This window comes from Microbacterium sp. NPDC089320 (assembly GCF_040684875.1).
Taxonomy (GTDB): Bacteria; Actinomycetota; Actinomycetes; order Actinomycetales; family Microbacteriaceae; genus Microbacterium.
The window spans coordinates 454,515-480,745 of record NZ_JBFBGY010000002.1 but is presented as its reverse complement, the minus strand read 5'-3'; the positions used below and the strand labels follow the sequence as shown (position 1 = coordinate 480,745).

At 68.1% G+C, this 26,231-nt stretch carries 25 protein-coding genes; 14 read left to right on the top strand and 11 right to left on the bottom strand.

Features of this window, described 5'->3' with window-relative positions; genetic code table 11:
• Positions 1-7: 7 nt before the first annotated feature.
• The gene (gene thiL, locus AB0N61_RS06880; protein ID WP_363362671.1) at positions 8-1,003 is read left to right on the top strand and encodes a thiamine-phosphate kinase; all 996 of its coding nucleotides are present in this window, start codon (positions 8-10) and stop codon (positions 1,001-1,003) included.
• Here the strand turns inward: thiL and rsmD are convergent.
• The gene (gene rsmD / locus AB0N61_RS06875; protein ID WP_363362669.1) at positions 973-1,575 is read right to left on the bottom strand and encodes a 16S rRNA (guanine(966)-N(2))-methyltransferase RsmD; all 603 of its coding nucleotides are present in this window, start codon (positions 1,573-1,575) and stop codon (positions 973-975) included. The two genes, thiL and rsmD, sit on opposite strands and share 31 nt — an antisense overlap.
• A 61-nt stretch (positions 1,576-1,636) precedes the next feature.
• Here rsmD and AB0N61_RS06870 point away from each other — a divergent pair, with 61 nt between their 5' ends.
• The 6 genes from AB0N61_RS06870 to mutM all read left to right on the top strand — a co-directional run bounded on the left by AB0N61_RS06870 (position 1,637) and on the right by mutM (position 6,746).
• Entirely contained in the window at positions 1,637-3,811 is a 2,175-nt protein-coding gene (locus AB0N61_RS06870) for an ATP-dependent DNA helicase RecG (RefSeq protein WP_363362668.1), read from the top strand.
• A gap of 30 nt (positions 3,812-3,841) precedes the next feature.
• Positions 3,842-4,339: a pantetheine-phosphate adenylyltransferase gene (coaD, locus tag AB0N61_RS06865; RefSeq protein WP_167944396.1), complete on the top strand. Its 498-nt coding sequence runs from the start codon at positions 3,842-3,844 to the stop codon at positions 4,337-4,339.
• 80 nt (positions 4,340-4,419) lie between these two features.
• Positions 4,420-4,968 (top strand): DUF177 domain-containing protein, encoded by a 549-nt coding sequence (locus AB0N61_RS06860; protein WP_167944394.1) that lies wholly within the window; start codon positions 4,420-4,422, stop codon positions 4,966-4,968.
• Positions 4,969-4,970: 2 nt separating this feature from the next.
• Entirely contained in the window at positions 4,971-5,180 is a 210-nt protein-coding gene (gene rpmF, locus AB0N61_RS06855) for a 50S ribosomal protein L32 (RefSeq protein WP_017830754.1), read from the top strand.
• A gap of 17 nt (positions 5,181-5,197) precedes the next feature.
• A complete protein-coding gene (rnc, locus tag AB0N61_RS06850; protein WP_167944392.1) occupies positions 5,198-5,890 on the top strand; it encodes a ribonuclease III in 693 nt (230 codons plus the stop codon).
• Positions 5,883-6,746, top strand: a complete 864-nt coding sequence (gene mutM, locus AB0N61_RS06845) for a bifunctional DNA-formamidopyrimidine glycosylase/DNA-(apurinic or apyrimidinic site) lyase (RefSeq protein WP_363362665.1) — start codon at positions 5,883-5,885, stop codon at positions 6,744-6,746. The genes rnc and mutM overlap by 8 nt, the downstream gene beginning before the upstream one ends.
• Before the next feature lie 3 nt (positions 6,747-6,749).
• On the opposite strand, the gene AB0N61_RS06840 is transcribed toward mutM, so the two are convergent.
• The 5 genes from AB0N61_RS06840 to AB0N61_RS06820 all read right to left on the bottom strand — a co-directional run bounded on the left by AB0N61_RS06840 (position 6,750) and on the right by AB0N61_RS06820 (position 11,310).
• Entirely contained in the window at positions 6,750-8,057 is a 1,308-nt protein-coding gene (locus AB0N61_RS06840; RefSeq protein WP_363362663.1) for an FtsX-like permease family protein, read from the bottom strand.
• An 11-nt stretch (positions 8,058-8,068) separates the two neighbouring features.
• The gene (locus AB0N61_RS06835) at positions 8,069-8,764 is read right to left on the bottom strand and encodes an ABC transporter ATP-binding protein (RefSeq protein WP_363362661.1); all 696 of its coding nucleotides are present in this window, start codon (positions 8,762-8,764) and stop codon (positions 8,069-8,071) included.
• A gap of 89 nt (positions 8,765-8,853) precedes the next feature.
• Positions 8,854-9,933 carry a GNAT family N-acetyltransferase gene (locus AB0N61_RS06830; RefSeq protein ID WP_363362659.1) on the bottom strand — a complete coding sequence of 360 codons (1,080 nt, stop codon included), beginning with the start codon at positions 9,931-9,933 and terminating at the stop codon, positions 8,854-8,856.
• Positions 9,930-11,018, bottom strand: a complete 1,089-nt coding sequence (locus tag AB0N61_RS06825; protein WP_363362658.1) for a GNAT family N-acetyltransferase — start codon at positions 11,016-11,018, stop codon at positions 9,930-9,932. The genes AB0N61_RS06830 and AB0N61_RS06825 overlap by 4 nt, the downstream gene beginning before the upstream one ends.
• 13 nt (positions 11,019-11,031) lie before the next feature.
• Positions 11,032-11,310 (bottom strand): hypothetical protein, encoded by a 279-nt coding sequence (locus AB0N61_RS06820; protein ID WP_363362656.1) that lies wholly within the window; start codon positions 11,308-11,310, stop codon positions 11,032-11,034.
• A 542-nt stretch (positions 11,311-11,852) separates the two neighbouring features.
• On the opposite strand from AB0N61_RS06820, the gene smc reads away from it, so the two are divergent.
• The 3 genes from smc to AB0N61_RS06805 are packed head-to-tail and all read left to right on the top strand — an operon-like array spanning position 11,853 to position 16,837.
• The gene (smc, locus tag AB0N61_RS06815) at positions 11,853-15,395 is read left to right on the top strand and encodes a chromosome segregation protein SMC (protein ID WP_363362654.1); all 3,543 of its coding nucleotides are present in this window, start codon (positions 11,853-11,855) and stop codon (positions 15,393-15,395) included.
• 24 nt (positions 15,396-15,419) lie between these two features.
• A complete protein-coding gene (ftsY, locus tag AB0N61_RS06810) occupies positions 15,420-16,292 on the top strand; it encodes a signal recognition particle-docking protein FtsY (protein ID WP_167944382.1) in 873 nt (290 codons plus the stop codon).
• Positions 16,293-16,336: 44 nt separating this feature from the next.
• Positions 16,337-16,837, top strand: a complete 501-nt coding sequence (locus AB0N61_RS06805) for a DUF2004 domain-containing protein (RefSeq protein ID WP_167944380.1) — start codon at positions 16,337-16,339, stop codon at positions 16,835-16,837.
• A 22-nt stretch (positions 16,838-16,859) separates the two neighbouring features.
• Here AB0N61_RS06805 and lipA read toward each other — a convergent pair whose 3' ends face one another.
• Both lipA and lipB read right to left on the bottom strand, forming a co-directional pair.
• The gene (gene lipA / locus AB0N61_RS06800; RefSeq protein WP_363362652.1) at positions 16,860-17,849 is read right to left on the bottom strand and encodes a lipoyl synthase; all 990 of its coding nucleotides are present in this window, start codon (positions 17,847-17,849) and stop codon (positions 16,860-16,862) included.
• The gene (gene lipB / locus AB0N61_RS06795) at positions 17,846-18,499 is read right to left on the bottom strand and encodes a lipoyl(octanoyl) transferase LipB (RefSeq protein WP_363362650.1); all 654 of its coding nucleotides are present in this window, start codon (positions 18,497-18,499) and stop codon (positions 17,846-17,848) included. The genes lipA and lipB overlap by 4 nt, the downstream gene beginning before the upstream one ends.
• 93 nt (positions 18,500-18,592) lie before the next feature.
• Between lipB and AB0N61_RS06790 the strand changes: the two genes are divergently transcribed.
• The 4 genes from AB0N61_RS06790 (at position 18,593) to ffh (ending at position 21,965) form a co-directional block, all read left to right on the top strand.
• Positions 18,593-19,189, top strand: a complete 597-nt coding sequence (locus AB0N61_RS06790) for a TetR/AcrR family transcriptional regulator (RefSeq protein ID WP_363362648.1) — start codon at positions 18,593-18,595, stop codon at positions 19,187-19,189.
• Between the two features lie 70 nt (positions 19,190-19,259).
• The gene (locus AB0N61_RS06785) at positions 19,260-19,880 is read left to right on the top strand and encodes a hypothetical protein (RefSeq protein WP_363362646.1); all 621 of its coding nucleotides are present in this window, start codon (positions 19,260-19,262) and stop codon (positions 19,878-19,880) included.
• Positions 19,877-20,398 carry an RNA polymerase sigma factor gene (locus AB0N61_RS06780; protein ID WP_363362644.1) on the top strand — a complete coding sequence of 174 codons (522 nt, stop codon included), beginning with the start codon at positions 19,877-19,879 and terminating at the stop codon, positions 20,396-20,398. The genes AB0N61_RS06785 and AB0N61_RS06780 overlap by 4 nt, the downstream gene beginning before the upstream one ends.
• Positions 20,399-20,411: 13 nt before the next feature.
• On the top strand, positions 20,412-21,965 hold the full coding sequence (gene ffh, locus AB0N61_RS06775) for a signal recognition particle protein (protein ID WP_167944372.1): 1,554 nt from the start codon (positions 20,412-20,414) through the stop codon (positions 21,963-21,965).
• 126 nt (positions 21,966-22,091) lie between these two features.
• Here the strand turns inward: ffh and glpK are convergent, their stop codons facing one another.
• The 3 genes from glpK to AB0N61_RS06760 all read right to left on the bottom strand — a co-directional run bounded on the left by glpK (position 22,092) and on the right by AB0N61_RS06760 (position 26,190).
• On the bottom strand, positions 22,092-23,606 hold the full coding sequence (glpK, locus tag AB0N61_RS06770) for a glycerol kinase GlpK (RefSeq protein ID WP_363362642.1): 1,515 nt from the start codon (positions 23,604-23,606) through the stop codon (positions 22,092-22,094).
• A gap of 29 nt (positions 23,607-23,635) precedes the next feature.
• Positions 23,636-24,388 carry an MIP/aquaporin family protein gene (locus tag AB0N61_RS06765; protein WP_167944363.1) on the bottom strand — a complete coding sequence of 251 codons (753 nt, stop codon included), beginning with the start codon at positions 24,386-24,388 and terminating at the stop codon, positions 23,636-23,638.
• 92 nt (positions 24,389-24,480) lie between these two features.
• A complete protein-coding gene (locus AB0N61_RS06760) occupies positions 24,481-26,190 on the bottom strand; it encodes a glycerol-3-phosphate dehydrogenase/oxidase (RefSeq protein WP_363362640.1) in 1,710 nt (569 codons plus the stop codon).
• Between the last annotated feature and the right edge of the window lie 41 nt (positions 26,191-26,231).

The window sequence follows — 26,231 nt, the reverse complement described above, 5'->3', positions numbered from 1 at the left end:
TGACTGCATGCCCTCCCGACCTCGCGACGATGATCCGACCCTCGGCGAACTCTCCGAGGGGGAGGTCCTCCGGGCGATCCTCGCGAGGACAGCCCGTGCCGCTCATGCGATCGTCGGTCCGGGAGACGACGCGGCGGTCATCGCCGCTCCGTCCGGTTCTGTGGTCGCCACGACGGACACCCTCGTGCAGGGCCCGGACTTCCGCCTCGCGTGGTCGTCGGGCTATGACCTCGGGTGGAAGTCCGCGGCGGTCAACCTCGCAGACATCGCGGCGATGGGCGCGCGTCCGACTGCGCTCCTGGTCGCTCTGGCCGTGCCGCGCGACCTGCGCCTGTCGTTCGTCGAGCGCCTCGCGGACGGGTTCCGTGAGGCGTGCACCGCACTCGCGCCGGGCTGCGCGGTGGTCGGGGGCGATCTCACCGTCTCGGACGTCCTCACCGTGGCGGTCACCGCGCTCGGTGACCTCGAGGGCCGCCCACCCGTGACGCGATCGGGCGCGCGGGTCGGTGACGTGGTCGCCGTGGCGGGAGAACTCGGTCATGCGGCCCACGGACTCGCGGTTCTCTTCGGTCGGTTCCGCGAGGGTGAGACACCGGTCGCCGTGGATCCGTCGCTGCTCGCACCGGGTGAGACCGCTGCTCTCGCCGCTCAGCTCCGCCCGTCGCCGCCGATCGGTCTCGGCCCTTTCGCGGCAACCGCGGGAGCGACCGCGATGATGGACATCTCGGACGGACTCGCGCTCGACGCGCGACGCATGGCTGCGGCCTCCGCGGTCACGATCGCGCTGGACAGTGCAGCTCTCGGCGACAACCCTCACCGCGCACTCGCGGGGGGCGAGGACCATGCCCTGCTCGCCACGTTCCCCGAGGGCATCGTGCCGTCGGGGTTCCGCATCGTCGGCGCGGTCGTGCCTCAGGGGGAGCACGACCTGCTGGTCGACGGCGCGCCCGCGGACGCCACGGGGTGGGACCCCTATCGCGACTGGGACTCGGCCTCGGGCTGAGACGGCTCCATCGGGGATGCGGTGCCGGCCCACCAGAGTGCGGTGTCGCCGTAGGCCTTCTCCCGGATCAGCTCCATGCCGGCTGCAGTGAGGTCGGGAGGGGTGGATCGCCGCGCGCGCTCGATGATCACGAGGGCGTCGTCAGCGAGAAGCGGCGCGAGGGCGATGAGGTCCGCGGTCATCGCCTCGTCGTCGAGATCGTACGGCGGGTCCGAGAAGACGAGATCGAAAGGGCCGGAGGCGCGCGTCAGAAAAGCCCGAACGGTGCTCTGGTGCACCGTGGCGTTCGGCGCCCCGGCCTTCGCGACGGTGGCGGCATTGCGGCGCACGACGGCCGCTGCCTCTCGGCCGTGCTCGACGAGATCGGCGCTCGTCGCACCGCGACTGAGCGTCTCCAATCCCAGCGCACCCGAGCCGGCATAGAGGTCGAGCACTCGGGCGCCCGCGATCGCATCCGCCGACTCCAGCGCGCCGAAGAGCGACTCCCGCACGCGGTCGCTGGTGGGCCTGGTTCCCGCATGCGGCACGTCGAGCCGCGCACCTCGTGCCTTTCCGGCGATGATCCTCGTCACCCGTTCACGATACGACAGCCGTGGCGCACGTCGTGTCGGTGCGGCCTTCTAGACTCGGATCATGTCGCTCACGCTGGATTCGCCGCTCGAGGAGGCGTTGGGCACCACTCCGGCGAAGTCTCTCGACCGGGCGTTCAGCATGAACACGGTCGGCGATCTCGTGTCGCACTACCCTCGGCGATACGCCGATCCCGGTGAGCTGACGCCGATCCGCGAGCTTCCACTCGGCGAGACGGTGACGATCGTGGCCGAGGTGCTGTCGTCCAGCGCCCGGGCGATGCGCAATCGTCGCGGCGCGATGGTCGACGTCGTGATCGGCGATGGCATCGGCAAGATGTCCCTGACCTTCTTCGCGAAGAACCTCGGTGCGGCCAAGTGGCGGTCAGAGGACCTCGCGGTCGGGCGACGAGGTGTCTTCTCCGGCAAGGTCGGCGAGTTCAACGGGATGACGCAGTTCGCGCACCCCGAGTACGAGCTGTTCGACGACGAGGACGCGGCCAGGCGCCGGGCGGATGCTCGTGCAGCCGTGCTGATTCCGATCTATCCCGCGACATCGACTCTGCAGACGTGGCAGATCGCGAAGTTCATCACGAGAGTCCTCGACGGGCTCGCGGAGGTGCCCGAGCCTCTCGCCCCCGACGTCCGCGCGCGGGAGGAGCTGCTGACCGCCAGGGAGGCGCTCGAGCAGATTCATCGGCCCAAGACCCGCAACGACATCGATCCGGCGGTCCGAACGCTTCGGATGCATGAGGCGCTCACCCTCCAGACCGCGCTTCTCCAGCAGCGCGACGCGGTGCGATCGCTCTCGGCGAAAGCACGTCCGGCGAAGCCGGGCGGGCTTCTCGAGCGCTTCGATGCCTCCCTGCCGTACGACCTCACGCCAGACCAGAAGGCCGTCGGCCAACAGGTCGCGAGCGACCTCATGGCAGCCTGGCCGATGAACCGTCTCGTGCAGGGCGAGGTCGGCTCGGGCAAGACCCTGGTGGCACTGCGCGCGATGCTCCAGGTGGCTGAGTCCGGCGGTCAGGCTGCGCTGATCGCCCCGACCGAGGTGCTCGCAGGACAGCACCTGCGATCGATCGCGAAGATGCTCGGGCCGCAGCTGTCACCGCTCGTCCTGCCCACACTGCTGACCGGTCAGATGCCCGCCGCCGAGCGTCGCAAGGCCGCGCTCCGTGTGGCCTCCGGACAGGCGCTGATCGTCGTCGGCACCCACGCTCTCCTCGGCGAGAAGACGACCTTCGCGGATCTCGGCCTCGTCGTCGTCGACGAGCAGCACAGGTTCGGGGTCGAGCAGCGCGAGGCGCTCCGCGCCAAGGGATCCAGCCCTCACGCGCTGGTCCTCACCGCGACCCCGATCCCGCGGACGGTCGCGATGACCGTGTTCGGTGATCTCGACACATCGGTGATCCGCACGATGCCCAAGGGCCGAGCCGGGATCGAGTCGTTCGTCGCTCCGCTCGCCGAGCATCCCGGCTGGTTCAACCGGGTATGGGAGCGCGCGGCCGAGGAGATCGCCCAGGGACGACAGGTGTTCGCCGTGTGCGCGGCGATCGACACCACGAAGAAGACCGCCGAAGCGGGGGAGCAGCCGCTGCTGCAGCCCGAAGGGGCGGCGGGTCCTCGCTGGGGAGTCGTGCAGCTCGACGAGGCTCTGGCGACGCATCCCACACTCGCGACCGTGCGTCGGGCAGTGCTGCACGGGCGTATGCCGTCCGACGAGAAGGACGCAGTCATGCAGGCCTTCGCGCGGGGCGAGATCGACCTTCTCCTGGCCACGACGGTGATCGAGGTCGGCGTCGACGTGCCGAACGCCTCGACCATGATCGTTCTCGACGCCGACCGGTTCGGCGTCTCCCAGCTGCATCAGCTGAGGGGCCGGGTCGGTCGAGGGGGCGTGCCCGGGCTGTGCCTCCTGGTCACCGAGGCCGAAGAGGGCTCCGTCGCCCGCGAGCGTGTCGACGCTGTGGCTGCGACTCTCGATGGCTTCGCTCTCGCCGAGGTCGATCTCGAACTGCGGGGTGAGGGAGACGTGCTCGGTGCTGCGCAGGCGGGCTCGCGGTCCTCGTTGAAGCTGCTGCGCGTCGTCAAGGACTCGGGCCTGATCGTCCGCGCTCGGGAACTCGCCGAGGCCATCCTCTCCGCAGACCCCGATCTGCGGGCGAATCCGGGTCTGCGATCGGCGATCGAACGACGAGTGAGCGATGACGATCGAGCGGCCCTCGCCAAGAACTGAGTCGCTCATCGCGTGCTTTAGGCTGGGGGCATGAGCAGCCGGATCGCCGTCGTCCCTGGTTCTTTCGATCCGCCGACCCTGGGTCACCTCGACGTGATCCGTCGCGCAGCCAAGCTGTACGACGAACTCCACGTGCTCGTGGTCCACAACCCCGGCAAAGAGGCGCTGCTGCCGATCGCTCAGCGGATGTCGCTGCTCGAGCAGTCGATCGCGGAGGACGGGATCGACGACAACGTCGTGGTCGGCTCATGGAGCATGGGACTGCTCGTGGACTACGCCCGCGATGTCGGGGCGGGCGTGCTCGTGAAGGGGATCCGCTCCCAGATCGACGTCGCGTACGAATCCCCGATGGCGATCGTCAACCGGCACCTCGCCGACATCGAGACGGTGTTCCTTCTTCCCGACCCGGCGCATGCACTGGTGTCGAGCTCCCTGGTCCGCCAGGTGGCCGGCCTCGGAGGAGATGTGTCCCCGTTCGTCCCCCCGGCGGTCGCGTCCTTCCTCGACACGGGTTCCCGCGGGATCTGATCCGGCGGGGCGTTCTCCATACAGCGCGAAACCAGCCTCCACCGCGGATGAGCCGGTACGATTGCCGGGTGCGTTCCCGAATGAATGGTCCTTTCGTCCTGCCTGTCCGTGACATCGTCCGCAAGCCGGGCGAGATGCGCGAGCACGAGTACTCGGTGACTCTCGGCGAGGCATGGGGCGAGGGGATCGTCGCCTACGAAGCCGGTTCGGCCCTCGACCTCGACGTGCGTCTCGAATCGGTCCACGAGGGCATCCTGGTGTCCGGAACCGCCGAGGCGGAGTACTCCGGGGTGTGCGGAAGATGCCTGATCGACATCGTCCGGCCCGTCGAAGTCGAGTTCCAGGAGCTTTTCGCGTATCCTGGTGAGGAAGAAACTGACTTCGAGGTTCAAGACGACCACGTGGATCTTGAAACTCTAGTCAGGGATGCGGCCGTATTGGCACTTCCATTTCAGCCGGTGTGTCAGCCGGATTGCCCCGGGCTCGACCCGGAGACAGGCGAGAGGCTGACCGCGAGCACCGGGACGGAGCAGGTGGCTCCCATCGATCCTCGGTGGAGCGCGCTCCAGCAGATCACAGACCAAGACGGTGAGGCAGAGAGCCGAGCCGCCGAGAAAGAAGAGAGCTAGTCATGGCTGGTAACCCCCCGAAGCGCAAGGTATCCCGTTCGAACACCCGCTCGCGCCGTGCGCAGTGGAAGGCGGCTCCCGTCGCACTCGTCAAGACCATCGAGAACGGCCAGGTCGTCTACAGCCGTCCTCACCAGGCCAAGGTCGTCACCGACTCGCAGGGCACCGAGCTCTTCCTCGAGTACAAGGGTCGCAAGGTCGCCGACGTCTGAGTCGCGACTTCACTACTGTGACTGAGGTCCCTGGGGGGACGAGACCGCTCCCAGAGAAGCTCCGCGTCGATATCGACGCGGAGCTTCTGGAGTTGGCGCTCACCCATCGCTCTTATGCCTATGAGCACGGCGGCATCCCGCATAACGAACGTCTCGAGTTCCTCGGAGACTCCGTTCTCGGTCAGGCTGTGACCGTGATGCTCTTCACGACCCATCCGGGTCTCGACGAGGGGGAGTTGGCCAAGCGCCGAGCGAGCGTCGTCTCGACGGTCGCTCTGGCCGAGGTCGCACGCGGCATCGGCCTGGGAAGCCATCTGCTGCTGGGTCGTGGTGAGGAGCAGACGGGCGGGCGCGACAAGGATTCGATCCTCGCCGACACGATGGAAGCCGTCATCGGCGCGACATATCTGTCAGCGGGTCCAGACGCGGCGACCGAGCTCGTGCTGCGACTGACCGAGCCGCTGCTGGCCGACCCCGAACGCTACGGTGCGGCGATGGATCCGAAGACGAGCCTGCAGGAATTGGCAGCGCGAGTCGGTGCGACACCGCCTCAGTACTCGGTGGAGGCGAGCGGGCCCGACCACGATCGCCGGTTCCTCGCAACGGTGGTCGTCGGCGAGCTGACGATGACCGGCAAGGGCAGCAGCAAGAAGACCGCTGAGATGGCGGCGGCGCTCAGCGCGTGGCGCCTCCTCAACGAGCGTGCCTGAACTCCCCGAGGTCGAGGTCGTGCGCGCGGGTCTCGCTCCCGCGGCTATCGGTTCGCTCATCACCGCGGTCAGCGTGCTCGATGAACGAGCTCTGACGCGTCATGCGGCGGGCGCTGCCGACTTCGTCTCGCGTCTCGAGGGCCGCTCCTTCGCCTCTGCCGAGCGACGCGGCAAGTTCCTCTGGCTCCCGCTGGACGCGGACGACTCCGCTCTGATCGCGCACCTCGGGATGAGCGGGCAGATGCTCCTGCGCACCCCGGATGCCCACGCCGAACGCCACGAACGCATACGTCTCAGCATCGAGCATCCCCAGCACGGAGAGCTCGCCATCGTCTTCTCCGATCAGCGGACGTTCGGCTCGCTCGCGGTCGATCGTCTCGTGCCGGATGGGCCGACCATGATTCCCACGCAGGTCGTGCACATCGCGCGCGATCCGATGGACTCGCTGTTCGACGACGACGTCTTCCTGCGGGCGCTGCGCAGTCGCCGCAGCGCGATCAAGCGCGTGCTGCTCGATCAGCGAGTGATCAGCGGCGTCGGAAACATCTATGCCGATGAGGCGCTGTGGGCCGCGCGCATCCACCCGGAGAGCATCGCGAGCACGCTCTCGACCCAGGCGGTGCGGCGTCTTCTGGCCGAAGTGCGCACGGTCCTCGCCAAGGCACTGGCCGAGGGCGGCACGAGCTTCGACTCGCAGTACGTGAATGTGAACGGCCAGGCCGGTTACTTCGCGCATTCTCTCAACGCGTACGGTCGCGGTGGCCAGCCGTGTCCCCGGTGCGGCACGCTCATCAGGCGCGAGGCGTTCATGAACCGCTCGAGTCACTTCTGCCCGCGCTGCCAGCGTCGCCGCTGACCGTCAGGCCGACTCGAACGATCGGTCGAGCAGGGGCCTCGTCACGCGCATGCTCGCCCAGACGACGCCGATGCCCACAGCGAGCACGACCCCGATCGTCAGCAGGGATTCGGGGGCGGTGATGAGCGCTGTCCCGAGCAGAGGGAACACCAGCAAGGCGGCGCAGAGGGCAGAGCCGAGGGCGGTGATCAGCAGTGGGGACATGACTGCGCGTCGACGCGCGCTGTCGACCGTCGCCAGCGGCACCCCCAGGTGGTGCAGGCTTCGGTGCAGATCGCGCTGATCGAGAACCGATGCCGCCTGGTTGACGCCGACGGAGGCCGCGACCATCAGGAACGACGCGATCAGCGTGATGAGGAGGCCGGTGCGCATGTCCGCAGCGAGCGCGGCATCCGCGGCGCTCGCCTCGCCGTCGTTCATCACGTTCATCAGTGCGACGCCGGTGCCGGCGAAGACCGCCATGAAGCTCGCCATCGCTATCCCGCTCACCTGACGCCACGCGGCTGTGGGGGAGTCCGACACCATGCGTGCCGCGAGCAGTCGGTCCGCGCTCTCAGACCGGCGCAGCTGGCGCGCTGCCGTGACCTTGAGCACCCAGGGGCCGATCACGTTGAGCACGGCCAGTGCCGCGGCGAACAGCAGCGCGAGCACCGTGATGGTCACCGCCAGCCCCGCGATAGACGGGAAGACGGTGACGAGCACGAAGACGAGAGCGAGCACCGAGAGCCCGAGGACCACACGGAACCAATGGACGGGGGAAGCCGTGGCCCGAAGACGCACGCCGAGAGGGGACACGACCACGCGTCGGAGGCTGAGAGCGGCGCTGGCGGCTGCGACGAGAAGCACGGCTCCCACGACGGTCAGGATGCCGAGGGGAGTCAGCGTCACTGCATCCGAGCCGAGTGCGACGCCCCGGAACGGGATCAGGCCCACCAGGGGAGTGACCGCGAGGTGCACGACGACACCCGCGAGCGCACCTGCGCCCGCGACCAGCACGGACTCGACCACTGTGATCACCGCGACACCCCACGGAGTCACACCGAGCAGACGCAGGGTGGACAGCCGGTCGTCGCGGCGGCGGGCCGACAGGCGCGCGGCCGCGCCTCCGAGGTTCACCAGCGGGACGACGAGGAGGACGAGAGCAACGGCGGCCAGCGCCTGATACACCGGCGCGTAGTCGTCGGTCCAGCTCCAGAAGGACTGGGCTCCGCCGACGACGGTCAGCACGAGAGCCGTCACCGTGCCGAAGGCGACGACAGGCAGCACCACGACTGCGTTCTCACCTCGTGCGGGCCGGAGAAGGAGCGCCATCACCCGTGCGTTCATGCGGCCACCGCCGGCGAGATGATCCGACCGTCGCGAACCGAGACGACGCGCGAGCAGCGATTCGCGACCTCGGGGTCGTGGGTGACGACGAGGAGGGTTCGCCAATGTCCCGTCGTCGACCAGAGCAGTGCGTTCATCACGTCCTGCGATGTGTGCGAGTCGAGCGCACCGGTCGGCTCGTCGGCGAAGACGAGATCCGCGCCGGTGGCCTGCGCACGCGCGATCGCGACGCGCTGGGCCTGACCGCCGGACAGCTCTCCGATTCTGCGGTCCTCCATCCCGGCGAGCCCCAGGGCGGCGAGCCCGGATGCTGCGTGCGCGGTGGCATCCGCCTTCTTCACCCCGTTGATCATCGATGCCAGTGCGACGTTCTCGACGGCGGTGAGCTCGGGGATGAGCAGCCCCTGCTGGAAGACGAAGCCGAACCGCTCTCTTCGCAACCGCGAACGAGCGGATTCCCCGAGTTCGGAGAGCTCGACCGTCTGACCGGCCGAGGGCTGGACCGTCACTGTGCCCGAATCGGGCGTGATGATGCCGGCGAGCACGTGGAGCAGCGTGGTCTTGCCCGACCCGGACGCACCCATGATCGCGACGGACTCGCCCCGATGGATGGTGAGGTCCACCCCGGCGAGTGCGCGGGTCGTTCCATAGGACTTGATCAGTGAGCGGGCCTCGACGACGGTGGTGTTCATGCTTCCAGCCTCGCGACTGCATCCCGGCGGGGCGTCGGTCGGACGGATGATCCGCCCGACCGACGTGTACTCCCAGGGGATGATCCCGGTCAGATCCGCTTCTGCCATGCCCCGGCGTACGACACCGGGACGAAGCCGATCGCCTCGTTGATGCTCAGCATCGGTCGGTTCTCCTCGGCATTGAATGTCGAGACGGTCGGTGTGAGCGGCATGAGCTCCCGCCACCGGAGGAGATTCGCGCACTTCACGATGGTTCCGAGCCGATGCCCGCGATGCTCGCGAGAGACCAGAGTGCCGAGTTGGTGGGTGGCCCCTGAGCGGTCAGCTCCGACGAGGAGCTCGTTGTAGGCCACCATCTCGCCGCTCGGGGCGTGCTGCACCGCGACGATCGACAGAGCCTGGCCGGCGCCCGTGAGCCGTCGCTCCCGTCGCACGACGCGTTCCGCATCCCACTCCTCGGCCACGAAGTCCATGTCGCCGCTCGGGGCGTCCGTCGACAGACGAGCGAGGATGGCCGCGTACCCGTCGCGGAACTCGGGCGGGGTCGGCGCGATCCAGTGCAGCACCCGGTAGTCGCCGCCGGCGGCGGCCTGCGCCGATTCGAGAGCGGCTCGCAGCGGAGCAGGGTCGGCGCGCAGATCGAGCTCGCTGTTGCGTTCGACCTGTTCGAGGTCGTACCCGCGGGCTTCGAGTGCATCCGACAGCGGAATCGACGGGATGCGACCACATCCCGTTCTCGGCGAGATCATCCGCCCTGTTTCGAGCGGTCTGTGCAGCGTCCAGGTCTGCACCAGCGACCGGCCGTGTGCGCGTGCCTCCGACTCGGCGAGCGACAGGAGAGCGTCTTCGACACCGAGTCCCCAGTGCTCCTCCGGCACGAGGAGGTCCGCCTCCGCCGCGTGGGCGTCTGCCTCCTGGGCGTACGCGAGAGTGATCATGCCGACGATCTCGGCACCGCGCCGGGCGACGAACCCGGTCTGCAGAGTGTCGCTGGGGTCCTGCCAGGACGCGAGCATCTGTGCGGCGTCGGGCGCGATGTCGGGCAGGCCGACCAGCTCCGCGCAGATCTGCCGGTTGAGCGCTCCGTACGCGCGGAAGTCTGCAGCGTCCTCCGCGTCCAGCGAGCGAGGGACGGTCAGCGGTGTGATCGTCAGCGTGCTGATCGTCATGACAGTTCCTTCTTCCACGCGCCCTCGTAAGCGATGGGCGCGAACCCCATCGCCTCGTTGATGGCGAGCATCGGCCGGTTCTCCTCGGCGTTGTAGGTGATCACGTCGCGGGACTCGGGCGCGATGCGCGTCCATGACAGCAGCGCCTCGGTCTTGACGAGCTGACCCAGACGATGGCCGCGATGCTCGGTGAGAACCAGTGTGTCGTGCTGATGCGTGGTCGCCGCACGGTCCGGACCGATTCCGATTTCGGTGAAGGCGGTGAGCCCACCGGTCGCGATGTGTTGGGCCACCGTGACCTGCATGATCTGTCCCATCTCTTCGACTCGCTTCTCGGCCGCGATGAGACGCTCCGCGTCCCAGACCTCCTCGTCGGTCTCGAGATCGGCTGAGGGCGCATCGGTCGACATCCGCGACTTGAGCCATGCGTAGCCGTCGAGATGCTCTGACGGTGTCGGAAGCATCCACTGCAGCACGCGGTAGTCCTGGGACAGCGCGCGCGCATCGTCGCGCAGCTCCGCAGCACGCCGAACCGCCTGGTCGCTCACAGCGAGGCGACTCACCCGGTAGACCTGTTCGAGGGCGAATCCGTGCCGTACGAGGAATCGCGCGACGTGATCGTCCGGCACGCTCCCGAAGCCCGACCTGGCGGCGAGTCGGGGGCCGTCGCTCGCGGGCTGCTCCGTCCAGTTCTGGATGACTGTGCGGCCGTGCAGACGGGCGAAGGCCTCGACGTGCGGCAGGATGGCGGAACCGATCCCGCGGCCCCAGACCCGAGGGTGGATCTCGATCGCGGCGATCGCGACACGCGAACCCTCCTCGAGAGGGATGTCGATGACCGTGCGCCCGACGATCTCGTCTCCGACGCGCACAGCCCACACCGCTGTCGTGCGCTCCGGGCGGGAGCGCAGGAGGGGAAGAAGCCCCTCCGGCGTCAGATCCTGTTCGGTGCGTCCGGTGATCTCTCGGTAGACGGCGTTGCGAACGCGGGCGAGCTCACGGAACTCGGCGGCGTCGGCCGCATCCGCCCGTGCTGGCAGCACGAGCGGATGCAGCGACGCATCGGGGGTGAGCGAGATGCTCATGACGATCTCCAGGTCAGCGCAGCTGACGCTGCAGGTCGTAGGTGAGCAGGGCATACGCCTCGCTCGGCGTGCGATCGCGTCGATCGAGTCGCATCGCATCGGCCGGTGCGGCGGTGATGCGCCGTACCGGGTGAGGGCGTTGTGCCCTCTGGAGCAGCCAGAGGCCGATCCGGAGCGAGAGACGATCTGACAGCGCGAGGCGGCGCAGCTCGTCGGGTGCGGGGATGTGGAGGACCTGCTGGTCCTGGGTATCGGGAGGGTGGGGGATGCTGCGGTACAGCGTGGTGTTCACGACGGTTCCTTCGATATGAGTGGTGATGATGGGTGTGGAGACGCGTCGCACAGCCCTCCGGCGGAGGGGCGGGCGGCGCCGTGAGAGTCGAGAGCCCGGGGCGCCGAGGGGCGGTCGCCGGGGTCGGCGGAAGACCATGATCCGGAGAGGATCAGAGGGTGGAGCGCGGAGACGCGGAGGCGAGAATTCCCGTCACAGGTCGGAGACCGGCGGATGGCACGGGGCGGAGTTCTCGGGCTGCGGTTCTACGAGAGAGCGCTTCGACGGACGCCGGCGGTTACCGAGTGCGCAGAGCGCGGCGCGAATGGCGCGGCGAGGCCAGTGGCCTGTGCAGTGAGCTGAGTGATCATCGGTAACCTCCTTTCGTGTGGCGATCCGGAGGTTACGGTAGCGAAGCCCGGGCGTGTCCGTCAAGCATCGGTGTCGTGGATCGGCGTGTCGCGCGGGATTCCGGTTCACGGCGAACCCGCGCGGGATGCCCGTCCTGAGCCGCCGTTCCGGTAGCGTATGGCCGTGATTCACCCCCGAGACGCGGTACGCGCATGCATCTGAAGAGCCTGACCCTCAAGGGGTTCAAGTCCTTCGCGCAGCCGACCAGCTTCGTGTTCGAACCGGGTGTCACCTGCATCGTCGGACCCAACGGATCAGGCAAATCGAATGTCGTCGACGCCCTCGCCTGGGTCATGGGCGAGCAGGGGGCCAAGACGCTCCGCGGCGGCAAGATGGAAGACGTCATCTTCGCCGGCACGTCCACGCGAGGACCGCTCGGCCGAGCGGAGGTGCAGCTGACGATCGACAACAGCGACGGGGCGCTGCCGATCGAGTTCGCCGAGGTCACGATCAGCCGGACGCTGTTCCGCAACGGCTCGAGCGAGTACGCCATCAACGGCGAGAACTGCCGGCTGCTCGACCTGCAAGAGCTGCTCAGCGACTCGGGGCTCGGGCGCGAGATGCACGTCATCGTGGGACAGGGCCGACTCGACACCGTGCTCCAGGCATCGCCGGAGGACCGGCGTGGTTTCGTCGAGGAGGCCGCTGGGATTCTCAAGCACCGACGGCGCAAGGAGAAGACCCTCCGCAAACTCGATGCGATGGAGACGAACCTCACCCGCCTGAGCGATCTCGCGGGCGAGATCCGCCGCCAGCTCAAGCCACTGGGGCGGCAGGCCGAGATCGCGCGGGAGGCGCAGACGATCGCAGCGGTCGTGCGCGACGCCAAGGCCCGCATCTTCGCGGACGACGTCGTGGCACTGCGAACAGCGCTGGCCGATCACACGCGCACGGAGCATGAGCGACACACCGAGCGCCTGGTGCTGTCCGATCAGGCTGAGGCAGTGCGGGCCAGCATCGTGCGCCTCGAGCAGGACCAGAACTCCGTCGCCGTCGATCAGGCGAGAGGCGTGGCCTTCGGTCTCGAACAGGTGCAGGAGCGGATGCGCGGGCTGTACACGCTCGCCAATCAGCGCCTCGCGCTGCTCGGCTCGGAAGCGGATGACGCGGCCGTCACCGCAGTCACCGTGACGCAGAGCACGATCGACGAGGCGAAGGACGAGATCACCGAGATCGCGGCGGGGCTCGGCGACGCTCAAGACGCCGCGACCGTCGCGAGCCGCGACGTCGTGCTCGCGCGCGCAGAGCTCGACACCCTCGACGTGGACATCGCCGAGCAGAGCGCGCTCGTATCGGAGTACGACATGCGCGTCAGTGCGCTGCGAGGCGCGGCCGAGGCGGCGGCGTCGGCCCTCGCAGCAGTGCGGGGCGCGGTGCTGCGACAGGAGAACGCGCTGGAGGCCGCGAACACCCGGCGCCGTGAGGCCGCCGAGGCGCTCGAGGCGATGGATGACGCGGAGGCCCCTGAGGGGACCGCGGCCGAGCACTCCGCAGCCTACGAGAGCGCCCAGCGGGCAGCGACGGCGGCAGAGACCGAGCGTGAGACGCTTCGCGAGCGGCTGCACGCAGCGGAGCGAGAGGTGGACGCTCTCACCGCGAAGGCGGCCGCGCTCGGGAGTGCGCTCGCGATCTCGGGTGGAGCCGCCGAGATCGTCTCCGACGGCGGTTCGGGCATCAGGGGATTCGTCGGCGACTCCGTGCAGGTCACCGCGGGTTTCGAGACCGCGATCGCCGCCGTTCTCGGGTCACTCGCCGAGGGCGTCCTCGTGGACGCCGCGGCGGATGCCTTCCTGCTCGCCGACGAAGCCGCCGACCAGCGCAGGGGAGTGGTCGACTTCGTGATCGCGAGCGCCCCGCGGCATGCGGTCGAGCTGCCGGCCATCGTCGGAGTGACACCTGCAGTCGACATCGTGACGGCTCCCGACGGCGTCCTCGGCATCCTCTCCCACGTGCTCATCGCCGACACGCTCGATGCTGCGCGCGCCGCCAGGGATGTTCTCGATGTCACCGGCGACACGACCACGACGATCGTCACGGCCGACGGAGCCGTCGTGACGGCGCAGACTCTGCGGACCGGCTGGGGTGGCGAGAGGTCGCGTCTCGAACTGGCCGCCGAGCGGGACGCGGCGAACGAGCGGCTCGCGGAGGTCCGTGTGATCGTGGATTCGCTGCGCGAAGCGCGCGAGGAAGCGATCGAGCAGGTCGAGCACACCCGCCGCCAGGCGAAGGACGCTCTTCGCGCGCTGCGGGAGCACGACGCAGCTCTGGCGAGCCATGCCGAGCGGACCAACCGCATCACCGTCACTCACGAATCGGCGGTGGCCGAGTGCGAGCGTCTCGAATCGGGGCTCGCCCAGGCGGAGAGCGCGGTCGAGGAGGCTGAGGCGAAGGCCCAGGCCGCGAAAGCCGAACTGGATGATGCCGTCTCGGCCCCGCGCCCGGTGCTCGACGCCTCTGCTCGCGACGGTCTGCTCGAAGCCCTCGAGCTCGCCCGAGAGGGCGAGGTGCGAGCCCGCCTGGAGATCGAGACGCTGCGCGAGCGCGTCCGTGCTGCTCAGGCTCGTGTCGCCAGCCTCGAACGGCAGCGCGAGCAGGAGCGCGACGCAGCGGCGGAGGCTGCGCGCCGGGCCGTGATCCGTCGAGCACAGCGCGAGGCGGCATCGGGTGTCGCCGAGGAGCTGCCCCGCATCCTCGACTCCATCGATCGTTCCGTCACGGAGGCCCGTGTCGCGCTGGCGGAGGCGGAGGCGGCGCGGTCCGCGCAGAACGAGGAGCTCACGGGACTCCGTGCGCAGGAGACCTCCCTGCGGGAGAGACTCGCCGGCCTCACCGAGAGTGTGCACGGGCTCGAGCTGCAGATCCACGAGAAGAAGCTCCACCTCAACAGCCTCCTCGAGAGGGTGGGGTCAGAGCTCGCGCTCGATGAAGATATTCTCATTGCGGAATATGGACCTGATCAGCTCGTTCCCCGTGATCCCGGGGCCGACCCAGGCGACGACGCGCAGGCCGACGACACGGCGATCCCGTTCGACCGACGAATCCAGCAGCGCCGGCTGGCTGAGGCGGAACGCAAGCTCGCTCAGCTCGGACGCGTCAACCCGCTGGCGCTCGAGGAGTTCGCGGCGCTCGAGCAGCGCCATGCGTTCCTCACCGAGCAGCTCGCCGACCTGACCCAGACACGACAGGACCTGCTCACGATCATCGCCGACCTCGACGAACGGATGCAGACCATCTTCGCGAGCGCCTTCGAGGACACCAAGACGGCTTTCGGCGAGGTGTTCCCTCTGCTCTTCCCCGGCGGCTCCGGAAGTATCTCGCTCACCGATCCCGAGAACATGCTCACCACGGGCATCGAGGTCTCGGTGCGCCCGGTCGGCAAGAAGATCGAGCGTCTCTCCCTGCTCTCCGGCGGCGAGCGTTCGCTCGCGGCGGTCGCGCTGCTGGTCGCGATCTTCAAGGCCCGGCCGAGTCCCTTCTACATCCTCGACGAGGTCGAGGCCGCGCTCGATGATGCGAATCTCGGCCGGTTGCTGACCGTGTTCGAGCAGCTCAGGGAGAGCTCGCAGCTGCTCGTCATCACTCACCAGAAGCGCACCATGGAGATCGCCGACGCTCTCTACGGGGTCTCGATGCGTCAGGACGGCGTCTCGGCGGTCGTCGGACAGCGTGTGGGAGACCGCGCGGCTGCCGGCTGACCGCGCGACCCGTAGGCTGGAGTCATGGCGGAGAAGTCGTGGTCCCTCACTCGTGCGCTGCGCGGGATGTTCGTCAAGCCCACTATCGACGAGACGACGTGGGAGGACCTCGAGACCGCACTCATCACGGCGGACTTCGGTCCCGAGATCAGCGAGAGGGTCGTCGACGAGCTCCGCGAGAAGGTCGAGCGGTATCGCACGACCGACCCGCAGGATCTTCAGCGGATGCTGCGTGAGACCCTCGAGGAGCACTTCGCGAAGTTCGACACCACGCTCAAGCTCACCGAGCGACCGGCGGTCGTTCTCGTCGTCGGCGTCAACGGCGTCGGCAAGACCACGACGATCGGCAAGTTCACCAAGTTCCTGCGCGGGTTCCAGCGCAGCGTGGTCGTCGGCGCCGCAGACACATTCCGTGCCGCAGCCGTCGACCAGCTCGCCACCTGGGCCCAGCGCGGGGGAGCGGCGATCGTCCGTCCCCAGCAGGAGGGGCAGGACCCGGCATCCGTCGCATATCAGACGATCGAGTTCGCGCAGCGCGAGGGCATCGAGATCGCGATCATCGACACGGCGGGGCGCCTGCACACCAAGGGCGGGCTGATGGATGAGCTGGGGAAGATCCGTCGCGTCGTCGAGAAGCAGGCTCCCATCAGCGAGGTCCTTCTGGTGCTCGATGCGACGACCGGACAGAACGGCGTCATGCAGGCCGAGGCGTTCCTCCAGCACGCCGGCGTCACCGGTCTCGTCCTGACCAAGCTCGACGGATCGGCGAAGGGCGGCTTCGTCCTGGCCGTTCAGGAGCGCACCGGCATCCCCGTCAAGCTCCTCGGGCAGGGCGAGGGCATCGACGACCTGACCGGATTCACCCCCCATGTCTTCGTCAAGTCGCTCGTCGGCTGACGACGGGACTACCGCCGCGAGCACGAGGCTGGTTTCATAGCGTTATGGCGATCGAACACGACTACTTCGGACTCCTGTCCTCAGGGCCCGACGGCTCGATCTTCTGGTCTGAGACGGTGGAGCTCGGTGACCAGAGCGTCACCGTCGATCTCACGGCCCCTGACCAGGACGACGTCTCGGCGGACGCTCTCGACATCGCCGCCTCGCTCATCGCGGGGATCGAGAACGTCGACGCGGTCTCCCGACGCGGGATGCTCGCGGAGGTCGATGATCGCACGAGCGAGGTCACTGAATACATCCTGCAGCAGCAGGAGGCGTACGGTGATGAGCTCGATGACGTCCTCGTCGATGTCAGCGGTGACGCCGCCGTGGACATCATCCGGTCGCTCCGACTCATGAGCATGACGATCCTCGCGGATGAGCACGGGGGATCCGAGCCCTTCGCTGTGCTGGAGTACGCGCTCGACGCCACGACCACCGACGATGTCCTGCTCGTGAATCTCGGCTCAGACGGCAGCGTGCAGTCTGTGATGAGCGCGGACTGACCCGCCTTCGGGCCGCATCCGCTCAGACGGCCTGGGCGAATCCGAGGTCTGCGCTCTCGGCGATGTGCGCCAGGTGCGGCGGGATCTCGCGTCCCTTCGACGCCATCGACTGCGCCCACAGCCGACCGGCGCGGTACGACGAGCGCACGAGTGGTCCTGCCAGCACACCGAGGAAGCCGATCCGCTCCGCCTCCTCCTTGAACTCCACGAACTCCGTGGGCTTGACCCATCGGGCCACGGGCAGGTGGCGGGGCGACGGCCGCAGGTACTGCGTGATGGTGATGATGTCGCATCCGGCGTCGTGCAGGTCGTTGAGGGCCTGCACCACCTCTTCGGGCTCCTCGCCCATGCCGAGGATGAGGTTGGACTTGGTGATCAGCCCCGCGTCGCGTGCCTGGGTGATCACATCGAGCGAGCGCTCGTAACGGAATGCCGGACGGATGCGCTTGAAGATGCGCGGCACCGTCTCGACGTTGTGGGCGAAGACCTCGGGCCGTGCGTCGAAGATCTGGCCGAGGAAGGCAGGATCGGCGTTGTGCTCGTTGGCGAGAAGCTCCACCCCGGTGTTCGGGTTCAGCTCATGGATCTTCCGCACCGTCTCCGCATTGAGCCACGCGCCGGTGTCGGGCAGGTCGTCGCGGGCGACGCTCGTGACGGTCGCGTACCGGAGGTTCATCCGCACGACGCTCTCGGCGACCCGGCGCGGCTCGTCCGTGTCGTAGGCGTCAGGCTTGCCCGTGTCGATCTGGCAGAAGTCGCACCGACGGGTGCACTGCGATCCGCCGATGAGGAAGGTCGCCTCTCTGTCCTCCCAGCACTCGAAGATGTTCGGACACCCCGCCTCTTGGCAGACGGTGTGAAGACCTTCGCTCTTCACCAGCGAGTGGAGCGCGGTGTACTCGGGCCCCATCTTCGCCTTGGTCTTGATCCACTCGGGCTTGCGCTCGATCGGCGTCTCGGCATTGCGGACCTCGAGGCGGAGGAGCTTGCGTCCCTCGGGTGCGGCGGTCATCTGGAGGCTCCTACGTGGTCGGCTGTCGAGTATTCGGCGAGGAAGGCGGCGGACACCGAGTCCACGATGTCGGACGGGGAGATGTCGGCTCCGACGACCTCGCTCACGGTGGTGACGCCGGCGTCTGTGATCCCGCACGGGATGATGCCGCCGAACCCCGCAAGGCTGTTGTCGCAGTTGATCGCGAATCCATGCATCGTGACGCCCTGCTGCACGCGCACCCCGATCGCGGCGACCTTGTCCTCCGACAGGGGACGGCGCACCCAGACGCCGCTGCGCCCCTCGACCTGGTATCCGTCGACGCCGAGCGGCCGGAGCACGCCGATCAGGATGCGCTCGAGTCGGCGCACGTGCGCGACGACGTCCATGGGCTCGGGGAGTCGGACGATCGGGTAGCCCACGAGCTGGCCGGGGCCGTGCCAGGTGATCTTGCCGCCGCGGTCGACGTCGATCACCGGTGTCCCGTCCTGAGGACGCTCCTGCGGCTCCGTGCGTTTGCCCGCGGTGTACACCGCCTCGTGCTCGAGCAGGATGAGCGTGTCGGGGCGGACGCCGGAGGCGACGTCGGCATGGATGCTGCGCTGAAGATCCCAGCCTGTCGTGTAGGGGACGTACGCCGGGGCGAGACCCGCCGTCAGTATCTCGAGCATGGACACCGCTCTCATCGATAAATGGATTGCGTCTAAGAATACTCCTCCGCAGTGCGAGCGGCGCACGGCAGCGACGCGCGGTAGCGTGTTGGCATGAGCAGCACGAGCCGAGCAGGGCGGCCGAAGGCTTCTTCCCGCGAGACGCTCGCCGAGGCCGCGTGCGAACTCTTCCTGGAGCGCGGATACGACGCCACCTCGGTCGCCGACATCACCCAGCGTGCCGGTGTGAGCCGCTCGAGCTTCTTCAACTACTTCTCGTCGAAGAGCGACGTGCTCTGGTCCGGTCTCGACGAGAGGATCACGACCGCTGTCGACGATCTCGCCGCGGTGCCTCACGACCGCGACGGCACCGAGGTCAGACACATCCTCTCGGCGCTCGTCGCGGACTTCGCTCCCGACAGTCTCGCTCTCGCCATGACCAACTCCTCGGCCATGGGCCTCGATGATGAGCTCGAGCAGGATGCCGCGCTCCGCCAGGCCCGGCTCGCCGCGGCACTGGCCGATCTCGCACGACGGTCCGGAGTCGTCTCACTCACGGCAGACATCGCCGCAGCCACCTGGGCGGCCGCCGTTCTCGCGGCCGTTCGGGCGTGGGCGGAGAGCGGCGCCGGCCGAGGATCAGTGGGTGACAGATTCGCGGAGGCGGTGAGGGCGATCGCCCGGCTCCCGTGGAGTCCGTCCGCCATCTGACGGACGCGCGGACGGATTCGCGGGATCCGGACAGGTCAGGAGTGAGGCACCCACTGACCGAGGAGACACCATGACCGCTGATCCGCTCGACGAGATGCTCGATCGTTCCGCCCCCGGACGGTACGAACCCGATCCTTCGGTCACCCATGCGATGATCGTCGCCGCGCGCGACGAGAGCAGGCCGCCGACACGTCACCGCCGCCGAACCGCCGTGCTCAGCGGGTTGCTCACGCTGTTCCTCGTCGGCGGCACAGGCGTCGCCGTGGCGTCATCCGACTGGCTCTGGGGGCCCGGTCTCGACGATCTCGATCGGGTCTACACCTACACGTCGCCGACCTGGGGGGAGTGCGAGCTTCGGTTCAGCGCCATGGACACGCACGACGTGTTCACCAATGCCCGGGTCAACCGGATCGTCGACGAGTGGTTCGCCGCCACGAATGTCGAAGCCGCCGCGGCTCCGCTCGTCCCGAAGTATCTGGCGACTCTGGAGGCGGCCGACGACGCCGACGCGTCCGCGGAGGCCGACCCTCGGCGAGCGGACCTGAACGCATGGACGGCGAACGAGCAGGCCGTCGGTGAGCTCATCCACGACCAGCTCAGAGCCCACGGCTTCGGAGGCGATGTCCTGGCCGGCACGGACGCGCACAGTCAGGTGCACTGTGAAGGTGAAGAGTGGGGAGAGGAGGAGTGACCCCTGAGACGAGGTTGACGGCAGCGCTGCAGACGAGTTCGGCCGACCTGCTCGCGTACCTGTCGCGTCGGGTCGGGACCGACGATGCGGCGGACCTCCTCGGAGAGACCATGGTCGTCGCGTGGCGACGCTCCGCGGATGTCCCCGACGAGCCGGAACGAGCGCGCATGTGGCTCTTCGGCGTCGCGCGCGGCACGTTGGCGAACCACGCGCGGGGCCAGCGCAGGAAGTGGGCGCTCGCGGATCGGCTCCGCCTGCATCTCCGGGAGAGCAATGATTCGCCGCCGGCGGACGACGGGCTCGAGGTCCGCGACGCCATCGCGCGGCTCGCCCCCGATCTCGCCGAGGTCGTTCGACTCGTCCACTGGGAGCGCCTCTCGCTCGCCCAGGCGGCAGAGCATCTGGGGGTCCCCTCGTCGACGGCACGGGGACGCTACGCGCGCGCGAAGGAACAGCTCAGAGCCGAGCTCGCGATCGGCGCCGCCCCGGGCGCGGAGAGCGGGGCCGGATTCGCGTAAACTCGGTATCACCATGGCTACCTTTGGCACGCTCTCCGATCGGCTCACCGAGACCTTCCGCAACCTTCGCACGAAGGGAAAGCTCACCGCGGCCGACGTCGACGGCACGGTGCGCGAGATCCGTCGCGCGCTGCTCGACGCCGACGTCGCACTGAGCGTCGTCAAGGAGTTCACCGCGAAGGTGCGCGAGCGCGCACTCGGAGATGAGGTCAACAAGGCGCTCAATCCGGCCCAGCAGGTGGTGCAGATCGTCAACGAGGAGCTCATCCAGATCCTCGGGGGCGAGCAGCGTCGTCTGCAGTTCGCCAAGACCGCCCCGACCGTGATCATGCTCGCGGGCCTCCAGGGTTCGGGCAAGACGACGTTCGCGGGCAAGCTCGCGAAGCAGCTCGAGGGCGAGGGGCACACGCCTCTGCTCGTCGCCGCCGACCTCCAGCGACCCAACGCCGTCAACCAGCTCCAGGTCGTGGCCGAGCAGGCAGGCGCCACCGTCTACGCCCCCGAGCCGGGCAACGGCGTCGGCGACCCGGTCAAGGTCTCCCGCGACGGGGTGGAGTACGCGCGCCGTCAGCAGCACGACGTGGTCATCATCGACACCGCCGGTCGGCTCGGCGTGGATGCCGAGCTGATGAAGCAGGCGTCCGACATCCGCAAGGCGACCGACCCCGACGAGGTCCTCTTCGTCATCGACGCCATGATCGGTCAGGACGCGGTCAACACCGCCCGCGCCTTCCAGGAGGGCGTCGACTTCACGGGAGTCGTGCTCTCGAAGCTCGACGGCGACGCCCGCGGTGGCGCGGCCCTCTCGGTCGCATCCGTCACGGGACGCCCGATCATCTTCGCGTCGACCGGCGAGCGGCTCGAAGACCTCGAGCCCTTCTACCCTGATCGCATGGCGAGCCGCATCCTCGACCTCGGCGACATCCTCACTCTCATCGAACAGGCCCAGCAGGCCTTCGACGAGGAAGAGGCCGTCAAGATGGCCGAGAAGCTCGCGACCGAGCAGTTCACGCTCGAGGACTTCCTCGACCAGCTTCAGCAGATGAAGAAGATGGGCTCGATGAAGAAGATGCTGGGGATGCTTCCCGGCATGGGGCAGATGAAGCAGCAGCTCGAGGACTTCGACGAGCGCGAGATCGATCGCACCGAGGCCATCATCCGGTCGATGACGCCGGGTGAGCGACGCAACCCGAAGGTGCTCAACGGCTCGCGACGCCTGCGCATCGCCCGCGGTTCGGGCATGACGGTCACGGATGTCAATCAGCTCGTCCAGCGGTTCGACCAGGCGGCCAAGATGATGAAGACCGTCGCGCGCGGCGGCACGCCGAACATCCCCGGGATGGGGGCGATGCCCGGCATGGGCAAGCCCGGTGCATCCTCGAAGCGCGGCAAGAAGGGCAAGTCCTCCGGCGGTTCGCGCTCCGGCAACCCGGCGAAGCGCGCAGCCGAGAACGCCGGTCTCGCACCGGCCTCGACTCCGACGGGCTCCGGCTTCGGCCTGGGCGGCGCGAAGGCGCCGAGTGAGGCCGACCTCGCCGAGATCCAGAAGCTCTTCGGCAAGAACTGAGTCGTCAGGTACTGCTCGCCGCGGCGTTATGTCGCCGTTCCCGCCGACCGCTCCCATCCCCAGCCCCTGAGACGACGAAGCGGGCCCGGAGGAATCCTCCGGGCCCGCCTCCTCAGATCACTGAGGTCACTTCACGTCTTCGTCGACCCAGTCCATCGACTTGATGACGGCCTTGCGCCACAGACGGAGCTGGCGGTCGCGCTCGGCGTCCTCCATCGACGGCTCCCAGCGGCGGTCCTCCTGCCAGTTGGCGGAGAGGTCGTCGAGTCCGTTCCAGAAGCCGACCGCCAGACCGGCCGCATAGGCGGCACCCAGGGCGGTGGTCTCGGCGACGACCGGGCGAACCACGGGCACACCCAGGACGTCGGCCTGGAACTGCATGAGCGCGTCGTTGGCGACCATGCCGCCATCGACCTTGAGCTCGGTGAGGTCGACGCCGGCATCCGCGTTGACCGCGTCGAGAACGTCGCGGGTCTGGAATGCGACGGCCTCGAGCGCTGCGCGAGCGATGTGGTTCTTGTTCGCGTAGCGGGTGAGGCCGACGATCGCTCCACGCGCATCGGGACGCCAATACGGGGCGAAGAGGCCCGAGAACGCGGGGACGATGTACACGCCGCCGTTGTCCTCGACCTTGTCGGCGAGCTCCTCGACCTCGGGGGCCGAGGAGATGATGCCGAGCTGGTCGCGCAGCCACTGGATCAGCGATCCGGTGACGGCGATCGATCCCTCGAGCGCGTAGTGCGTCGGTCCGTCGCCGAGCTTGTAGCCGACCGTGGTCAGCAGCCCGTTCTTCGAGTGGACGATCTCCTCGCCCGTGTTGAAGATGAGGAAGCAGCCGGTGCCATACGTGTTCTTGCTCTCGCCGGTGTTGAATGCGGCCTGGCCGAACGTCGCCGCCTGCTGGTCGCCCAGGATGCCGGCGATCGGCGTCTCGCGCAGCAGCGACGAGTCCTCGGCCGCGCCGTACACTTCGGAAGAGGAACGGATCTCAGGCATCATCGAGCGCGGAACGCCGAACGCCTCGAGGATGTCGTCGCGCCACTCGAGCGTCTCGAGATCCATGAACATCGTGCGGGAGGCGTTCGTGACGTCGGTCACGTGCACTCCGCCGTCGACGCCACCGGTGAGGTTCCACAGCACCCAGCTGTCGGTCGTACCGAAGACCAGATCGCCCGCTTCGGCCTTCTCGCGAGCGCCCTCGACGTTCTCGAGGATCCACGCGATCTTGGTGCCGGAGAAGTAGGTGGCGAGGGGAAGTCCCACGACCGGCTTGAACCGCTCGACGCCGCCGTCGGCCGCGAGGCGGTCGACGATCTCCTGCGTGCGGGTGTCCTGCCAGACGATGGCGTTGTACACGGCCTTGCCGGTCGTCTTGTCCCAGACCACCGCGGTCTCGCGCTGGTTCGTGATGCCCACTGCGGCGATGTCGTGGCGCGTCAGGTCGGCGCGGCTCAGAGCGAGACCGATGACTTCCTGCACGTTGCGCCAGATCTCGGCCGGGTCGTGCTCGACCCACCCCGCCTTGGGGAGGATCTGCTCGTGCTCCTTCTGACCGGTCGCGACGATGCTGCCCTTCTTGTCGAAGATGATCGCGCGGCTGGAAGTGGTGCCCTGATCGATGGCGATGATGTAGTCGGCCATTGTGTTCTCCTTTGACGTCAGGTTCGGGTTCAAGCGAGGTTGAGCAGTACGGGCGCGGCGACGGCGGCGAGGACACCACCGATGAGCGGACCGACGACCGGGACCCACGAGTAGGACCAGTCGCTGGAACCCTTGCCCTTGATCGGGAGGATGGCGTGTGCGATGCGGGGACCGAGGTCACGCGCAGGGTTGATCGCGTAGCCGGTCGGGCCACCGAGCGATGCACCGATCGCGACCACGACGAGAGCGACCGGAAGGGCGCTGAGCGGTCCGAGGCCTCCGGGCACGCCGATCTCGATGTCGCCGTAGTCGGCGAACGCGAAGACGGCGAACACGAGGACGAAGGTGCCGATGACCTCGGTGACGAGGTTCCAGCCGTAGGAGCGGATCGCGGGACCGGTCGAGAAGACCCCGAGCTTGTTGGCCGGGTCCGGCTCCTCGTCGAAGTGCTGCTTGTAGGCGAGCCAGGTGAGGATCGCACCGACGATCGCACCGAGGAGCTCCGCTCCGGTGGCGACGGCGAACTGCGAGAAGTCGATCTTGCCGGCGGTGAGGAGACCGATGCCGACGGCCGGGTTCAGGATGGCGCCGGAGTATGCCGAGGCGAGCACACCCACGAAGACCGCGAGACCCCATCCCCAGTTGACCATCAGGAAACCGCCGCCGAAGCCCTTGTTCTTGGCTAGCGCGACGTTGGCGACCACACCACATCCGAGGAGGATCAGCAGCGCTGTGCCGACGAACTCCGAGAGGAAGTAGAGACCGAGATTCACTTCAGTCATGTCTTCATTGACCTTTCTCGAGTGCCAGGGCCCCTTAGCCCTGGCACTTGTTGGGAATTACACCGCGTGGAGGGCGGTGTTCGGATGTCTCGTCAGCCGCGTGCGCGTGACGAGATCTGGAGTCCATGCCGTTCGTTCAGAAGCTCACGCGTCTGATCGACTTCAGTATCGCGGCGCGAGCGATCCCAGTCGAGAAGCGGGGCCAGCGCGTCTGCGATCTCCTCGAGCACGTCGGCGTCGGCGTGTCCGGTGAACGCGATGCTGGTGCGGCGCAGAACGACGTCCTGCAGTCGAGCGACCATCTCGTTCTCCACCATCCAGGCCAGCTCACGGGTCGACAGGTCGCCGCCGGCCAGAGGAGCGTCGTCTCCCTGCTCGATGAACTCCCAGACCTGTGCGGCGCGGGTGCCGTACCGGGCGAGAAGTCGCTGCGAGCGATCGCCGGCGCCGGGCAGGTTCTCCTGGATCCAGATGCGACGGGCCTTCTCGGTGCGCGGGAAGTCGCGGCCGCCGCCGATCGCGCGGCCACTGGTCGACACGGTGCGGGTGCGGCCGATCAGACCGAGCACCACATCCGAGAGCGATTCGCCGAGCGCGCGGAAGGTCGTCCACTTGCCGCCGACGAGGCTCACGAGAGGGGAGGCACCCTTCTCGTCGACTTCGATGCGGTAGTCGCGAGACACGAATCCCGGAGCGGTGTCCTCGTGCCGGGGAAGCGGTCGGATGCCCGAGAAGTTGAAGACGATCTGTTCGCGGGACACGTCGATCGTGGGGAAGACGTGGTGGATCAGGTCGAAGAAGTAGTCGATCTCCTCATCCGTGCACACGGGGACCTCGCGCGGATCGGCATCGATGTCGGTCGTGCCGACGAGGACGCGGCCCTTGAGCGGGTAGATCAGGACGATACGTCCGTCGGAGTGCTCGAAGAAGATCTCGCGTCCACGGGTCGCCTCGAGGAGCTCGGGGTGGTCCAGGACGATGTGGGAGCCCTTGGTCCCGCCCATGAAACGCGTGTCGTTGCCCAGGGCGTCGTTGGTGAGGTCGGTCCACGGGCCGGACGCGTTCACGACCACATCGGCGGTGACCGAGAACTCGGTGCCGCTCTCGCGATCACGGAGCACGACCTTCTCGCCGTCGCGGGCGACGGCCTCGACGTAGTTCAGCGCGACGGCGCCGGGGTGCGCTGCACGTCCGTCCTGCAGCACGTCGAGTGCGAGGCGCTCCGGGTCGTGCATGGAGGCGTCGTAGTACGTCGCTGTGTACTTGATGTTCGGGTCGAGCGAGGGCAGCTCGGCGAGCGAGCGCTTACGACCCAGGAAGCGGTGTCGAGGCACCATGCCGCCATCGCGCGAGAATGTGTCGTAGATCGTCAGGCCGACCTTGATCAGGAACGCTCCGCGCTCCTGGGGCTTGCCGCTCTTGTGCGTGAGGAAGCGCAGGGGAGCGGACAGGATGCCCGAGAACGTCGAGTAGATCGGAATGGTCGTCTCGAGCGGCTTCACGTAGTGCGGCGCGATCTTCAGCAGGCCGTTGCGCTCTTCGACGGACTCACGGACCAGTCGGAACTCGCCGTTCTCGAGGTAGCGGATGCCGCCGTGGATCATGTGGCTCGACGCCGCCGAAGCGCCGGAGGCGAAATCTCCTCGCTCGACGAGCAGGACGTCGACGCCCTGGAGCGCGAGGTCACGGAACGCGGAGATCCCGTTGATCCCTGCTCCGATGACAAGGACGCTCGTGCGTCCGGATTCCCGGACGGCGCGAACTTCGGCGCGTTCCGGTGATGAGTGTGTCGACTCGATCATCTTCGACCCTTCTCTGTGCGTCCTCCCAGCTTCGACCCGAT

What these genes read in the sequence shown, in the direction of transcription:
- thiL (WP_363362671.1), top strand. Translation starts at nt 8, where the DNA reads ATGCCCTCCCGACCTCGCGACGATGATCCGACCCTCGGCGAACTCTCC.
- AB0N61_RS06870 (WP_363362668.1), top strand. Translation starts at nt 1,637, where the DNA reads ATGTCGCTCACGCTGGATTCGCCGCTCGAGGAGGCGTTGGGCACCACT.
- coaD (WP_167944396.1), top strand. Translation starts at nt 3,842, where the DNA reads ATGAGCAGCCGGATCGCCGTCGTCCCTGGTTCTTTCGATCCGCCGACC.
- AB0N61_RS06860 (WP_167944394.1), top strand. Translation starts at nt 4,420, where the DNA reads ATGAATGGTCCTTTCGTCCTGCCTGTCCGTGACATCGTCCGCAAGCCG.
- rpmF (WP_017830754.1), top strand. Translation starts at nt 4,971, where the DNA reads ATGGCTGGTAACCCCCCGAAGCGCAAGGTATCCCGTTCGAACACCCGC.
- AB0N61_RS06840 (WP_363362663.1), bottom strand. Translation starts at nt 8,057, where the DNA reads ATGGCGCTCCTTCTCCGGCCCGCACGAGGTGAGAACGCAGTCGTGGTG.
- AB0N61_RS06835 (WP_363362661.1), bottom strand. Translation starts at nt 8,764, where the DNA reads ATGAACACCACCGTCGTCGAGGCCCGCTCACTGATCAAGTCCTATGGA.
- AB0N61_RS06830 (WP_363362659.1), bottom strand. Translation starts at nt 9,933, where the DNA reads ATGACGATCAGCACGCTGACGATCACACCGCTGACCGTCCCTCGCTCG.
- AB0N61_RS06825 (WP_363362658.1), bottom strand. Translation starts at nt 11,018, where the DNA reads ATGAGCATCTCGCTCACCCCCGATGCGTCGCTGCATCCGCTCGTGCTG.
- smc (WP_363362654.1), top strand. Translation starts at nt 11,853, where the DNA reads ATGCATCTGAAGAGCCTGACCCTCAAGGGGTTCAAGTCCTTCGCGCAG.
- ftsY (WP_167944382.1), top strand. Translation starts at nt 15,420, where the DNA reads ATGGCGGAGAAGTCGTGGTCCCTCACTCGTGCGCTGCGCGGGATGTTC.
- AB0N61_RS06805 (WP_167944380.1), top strand. Translation starts at nt 16,337, where the DNA reads ATGGCGATCGAACACGACTACTTCGGACTCCTGTCCTCAGGGCCCGAC.
- lipA (WP_363362652.1), bottom strand. Translation starts at nt 17,849, where the DNA reads ATGACCGCCGCACCCGAGGGACGCAAGCTCCTCCGCCTCGAGGTCCGC.
- lipB (WP_363362650.1), bottom strand. Translation starts at nt 18,499, where the DNA reads ATGCTCGAGATACTGACGGCGGGTCTCGCCCCGGCGTACGTCCCCTAC.
- AB0N61_RS06790 (WP_363362648.1), top strand. Translation starts at nt 18,593, where the DNA reads ATGAGCAGCACGAGCCGAGCAGGGCGGCCGAAGGCTTCTTCCCGCGAG.
- AB0N61_RS06785 (WP_363362646.1), top strand. Translation starts at nt 19,260, where the DNA reads ATGACCGCTGATCCGCTCGACGAGATGCTCGATCGTTCCGCCCCCGGA.
- ffh (WP_167944372.1), top strand. Translation starts at nt 20,412, where the DNA reads ATGGCTACCTTTGGCACGCTCTCCGATCGGCTCACCGAGACCTTCCGC.
- glpK (WP_363362642.1), bottom strand. Translation starts at nt 23,606, where the DNA reads ATGGCCGACTACATCATCGCCATCGATCAGGGCACCACTTCCAGCCGC.
- AB0N61_RS06765 (WP_167944363.1), bottom strand. Translation starts at nt 24,388, where the DNA reads ATGACTGAAGTGAATCTCGGTCTCTACTTCCTCTCGGAGTTCGTCGGC.
- AB0N61_RS06760 (WP_363362640.1), bottom strand. Translation starts at nt 26,190, where the DNA reads ATGATCGAGTCGACACACTCATCACCGGAACGCGCCGAAGTTCGCGCC.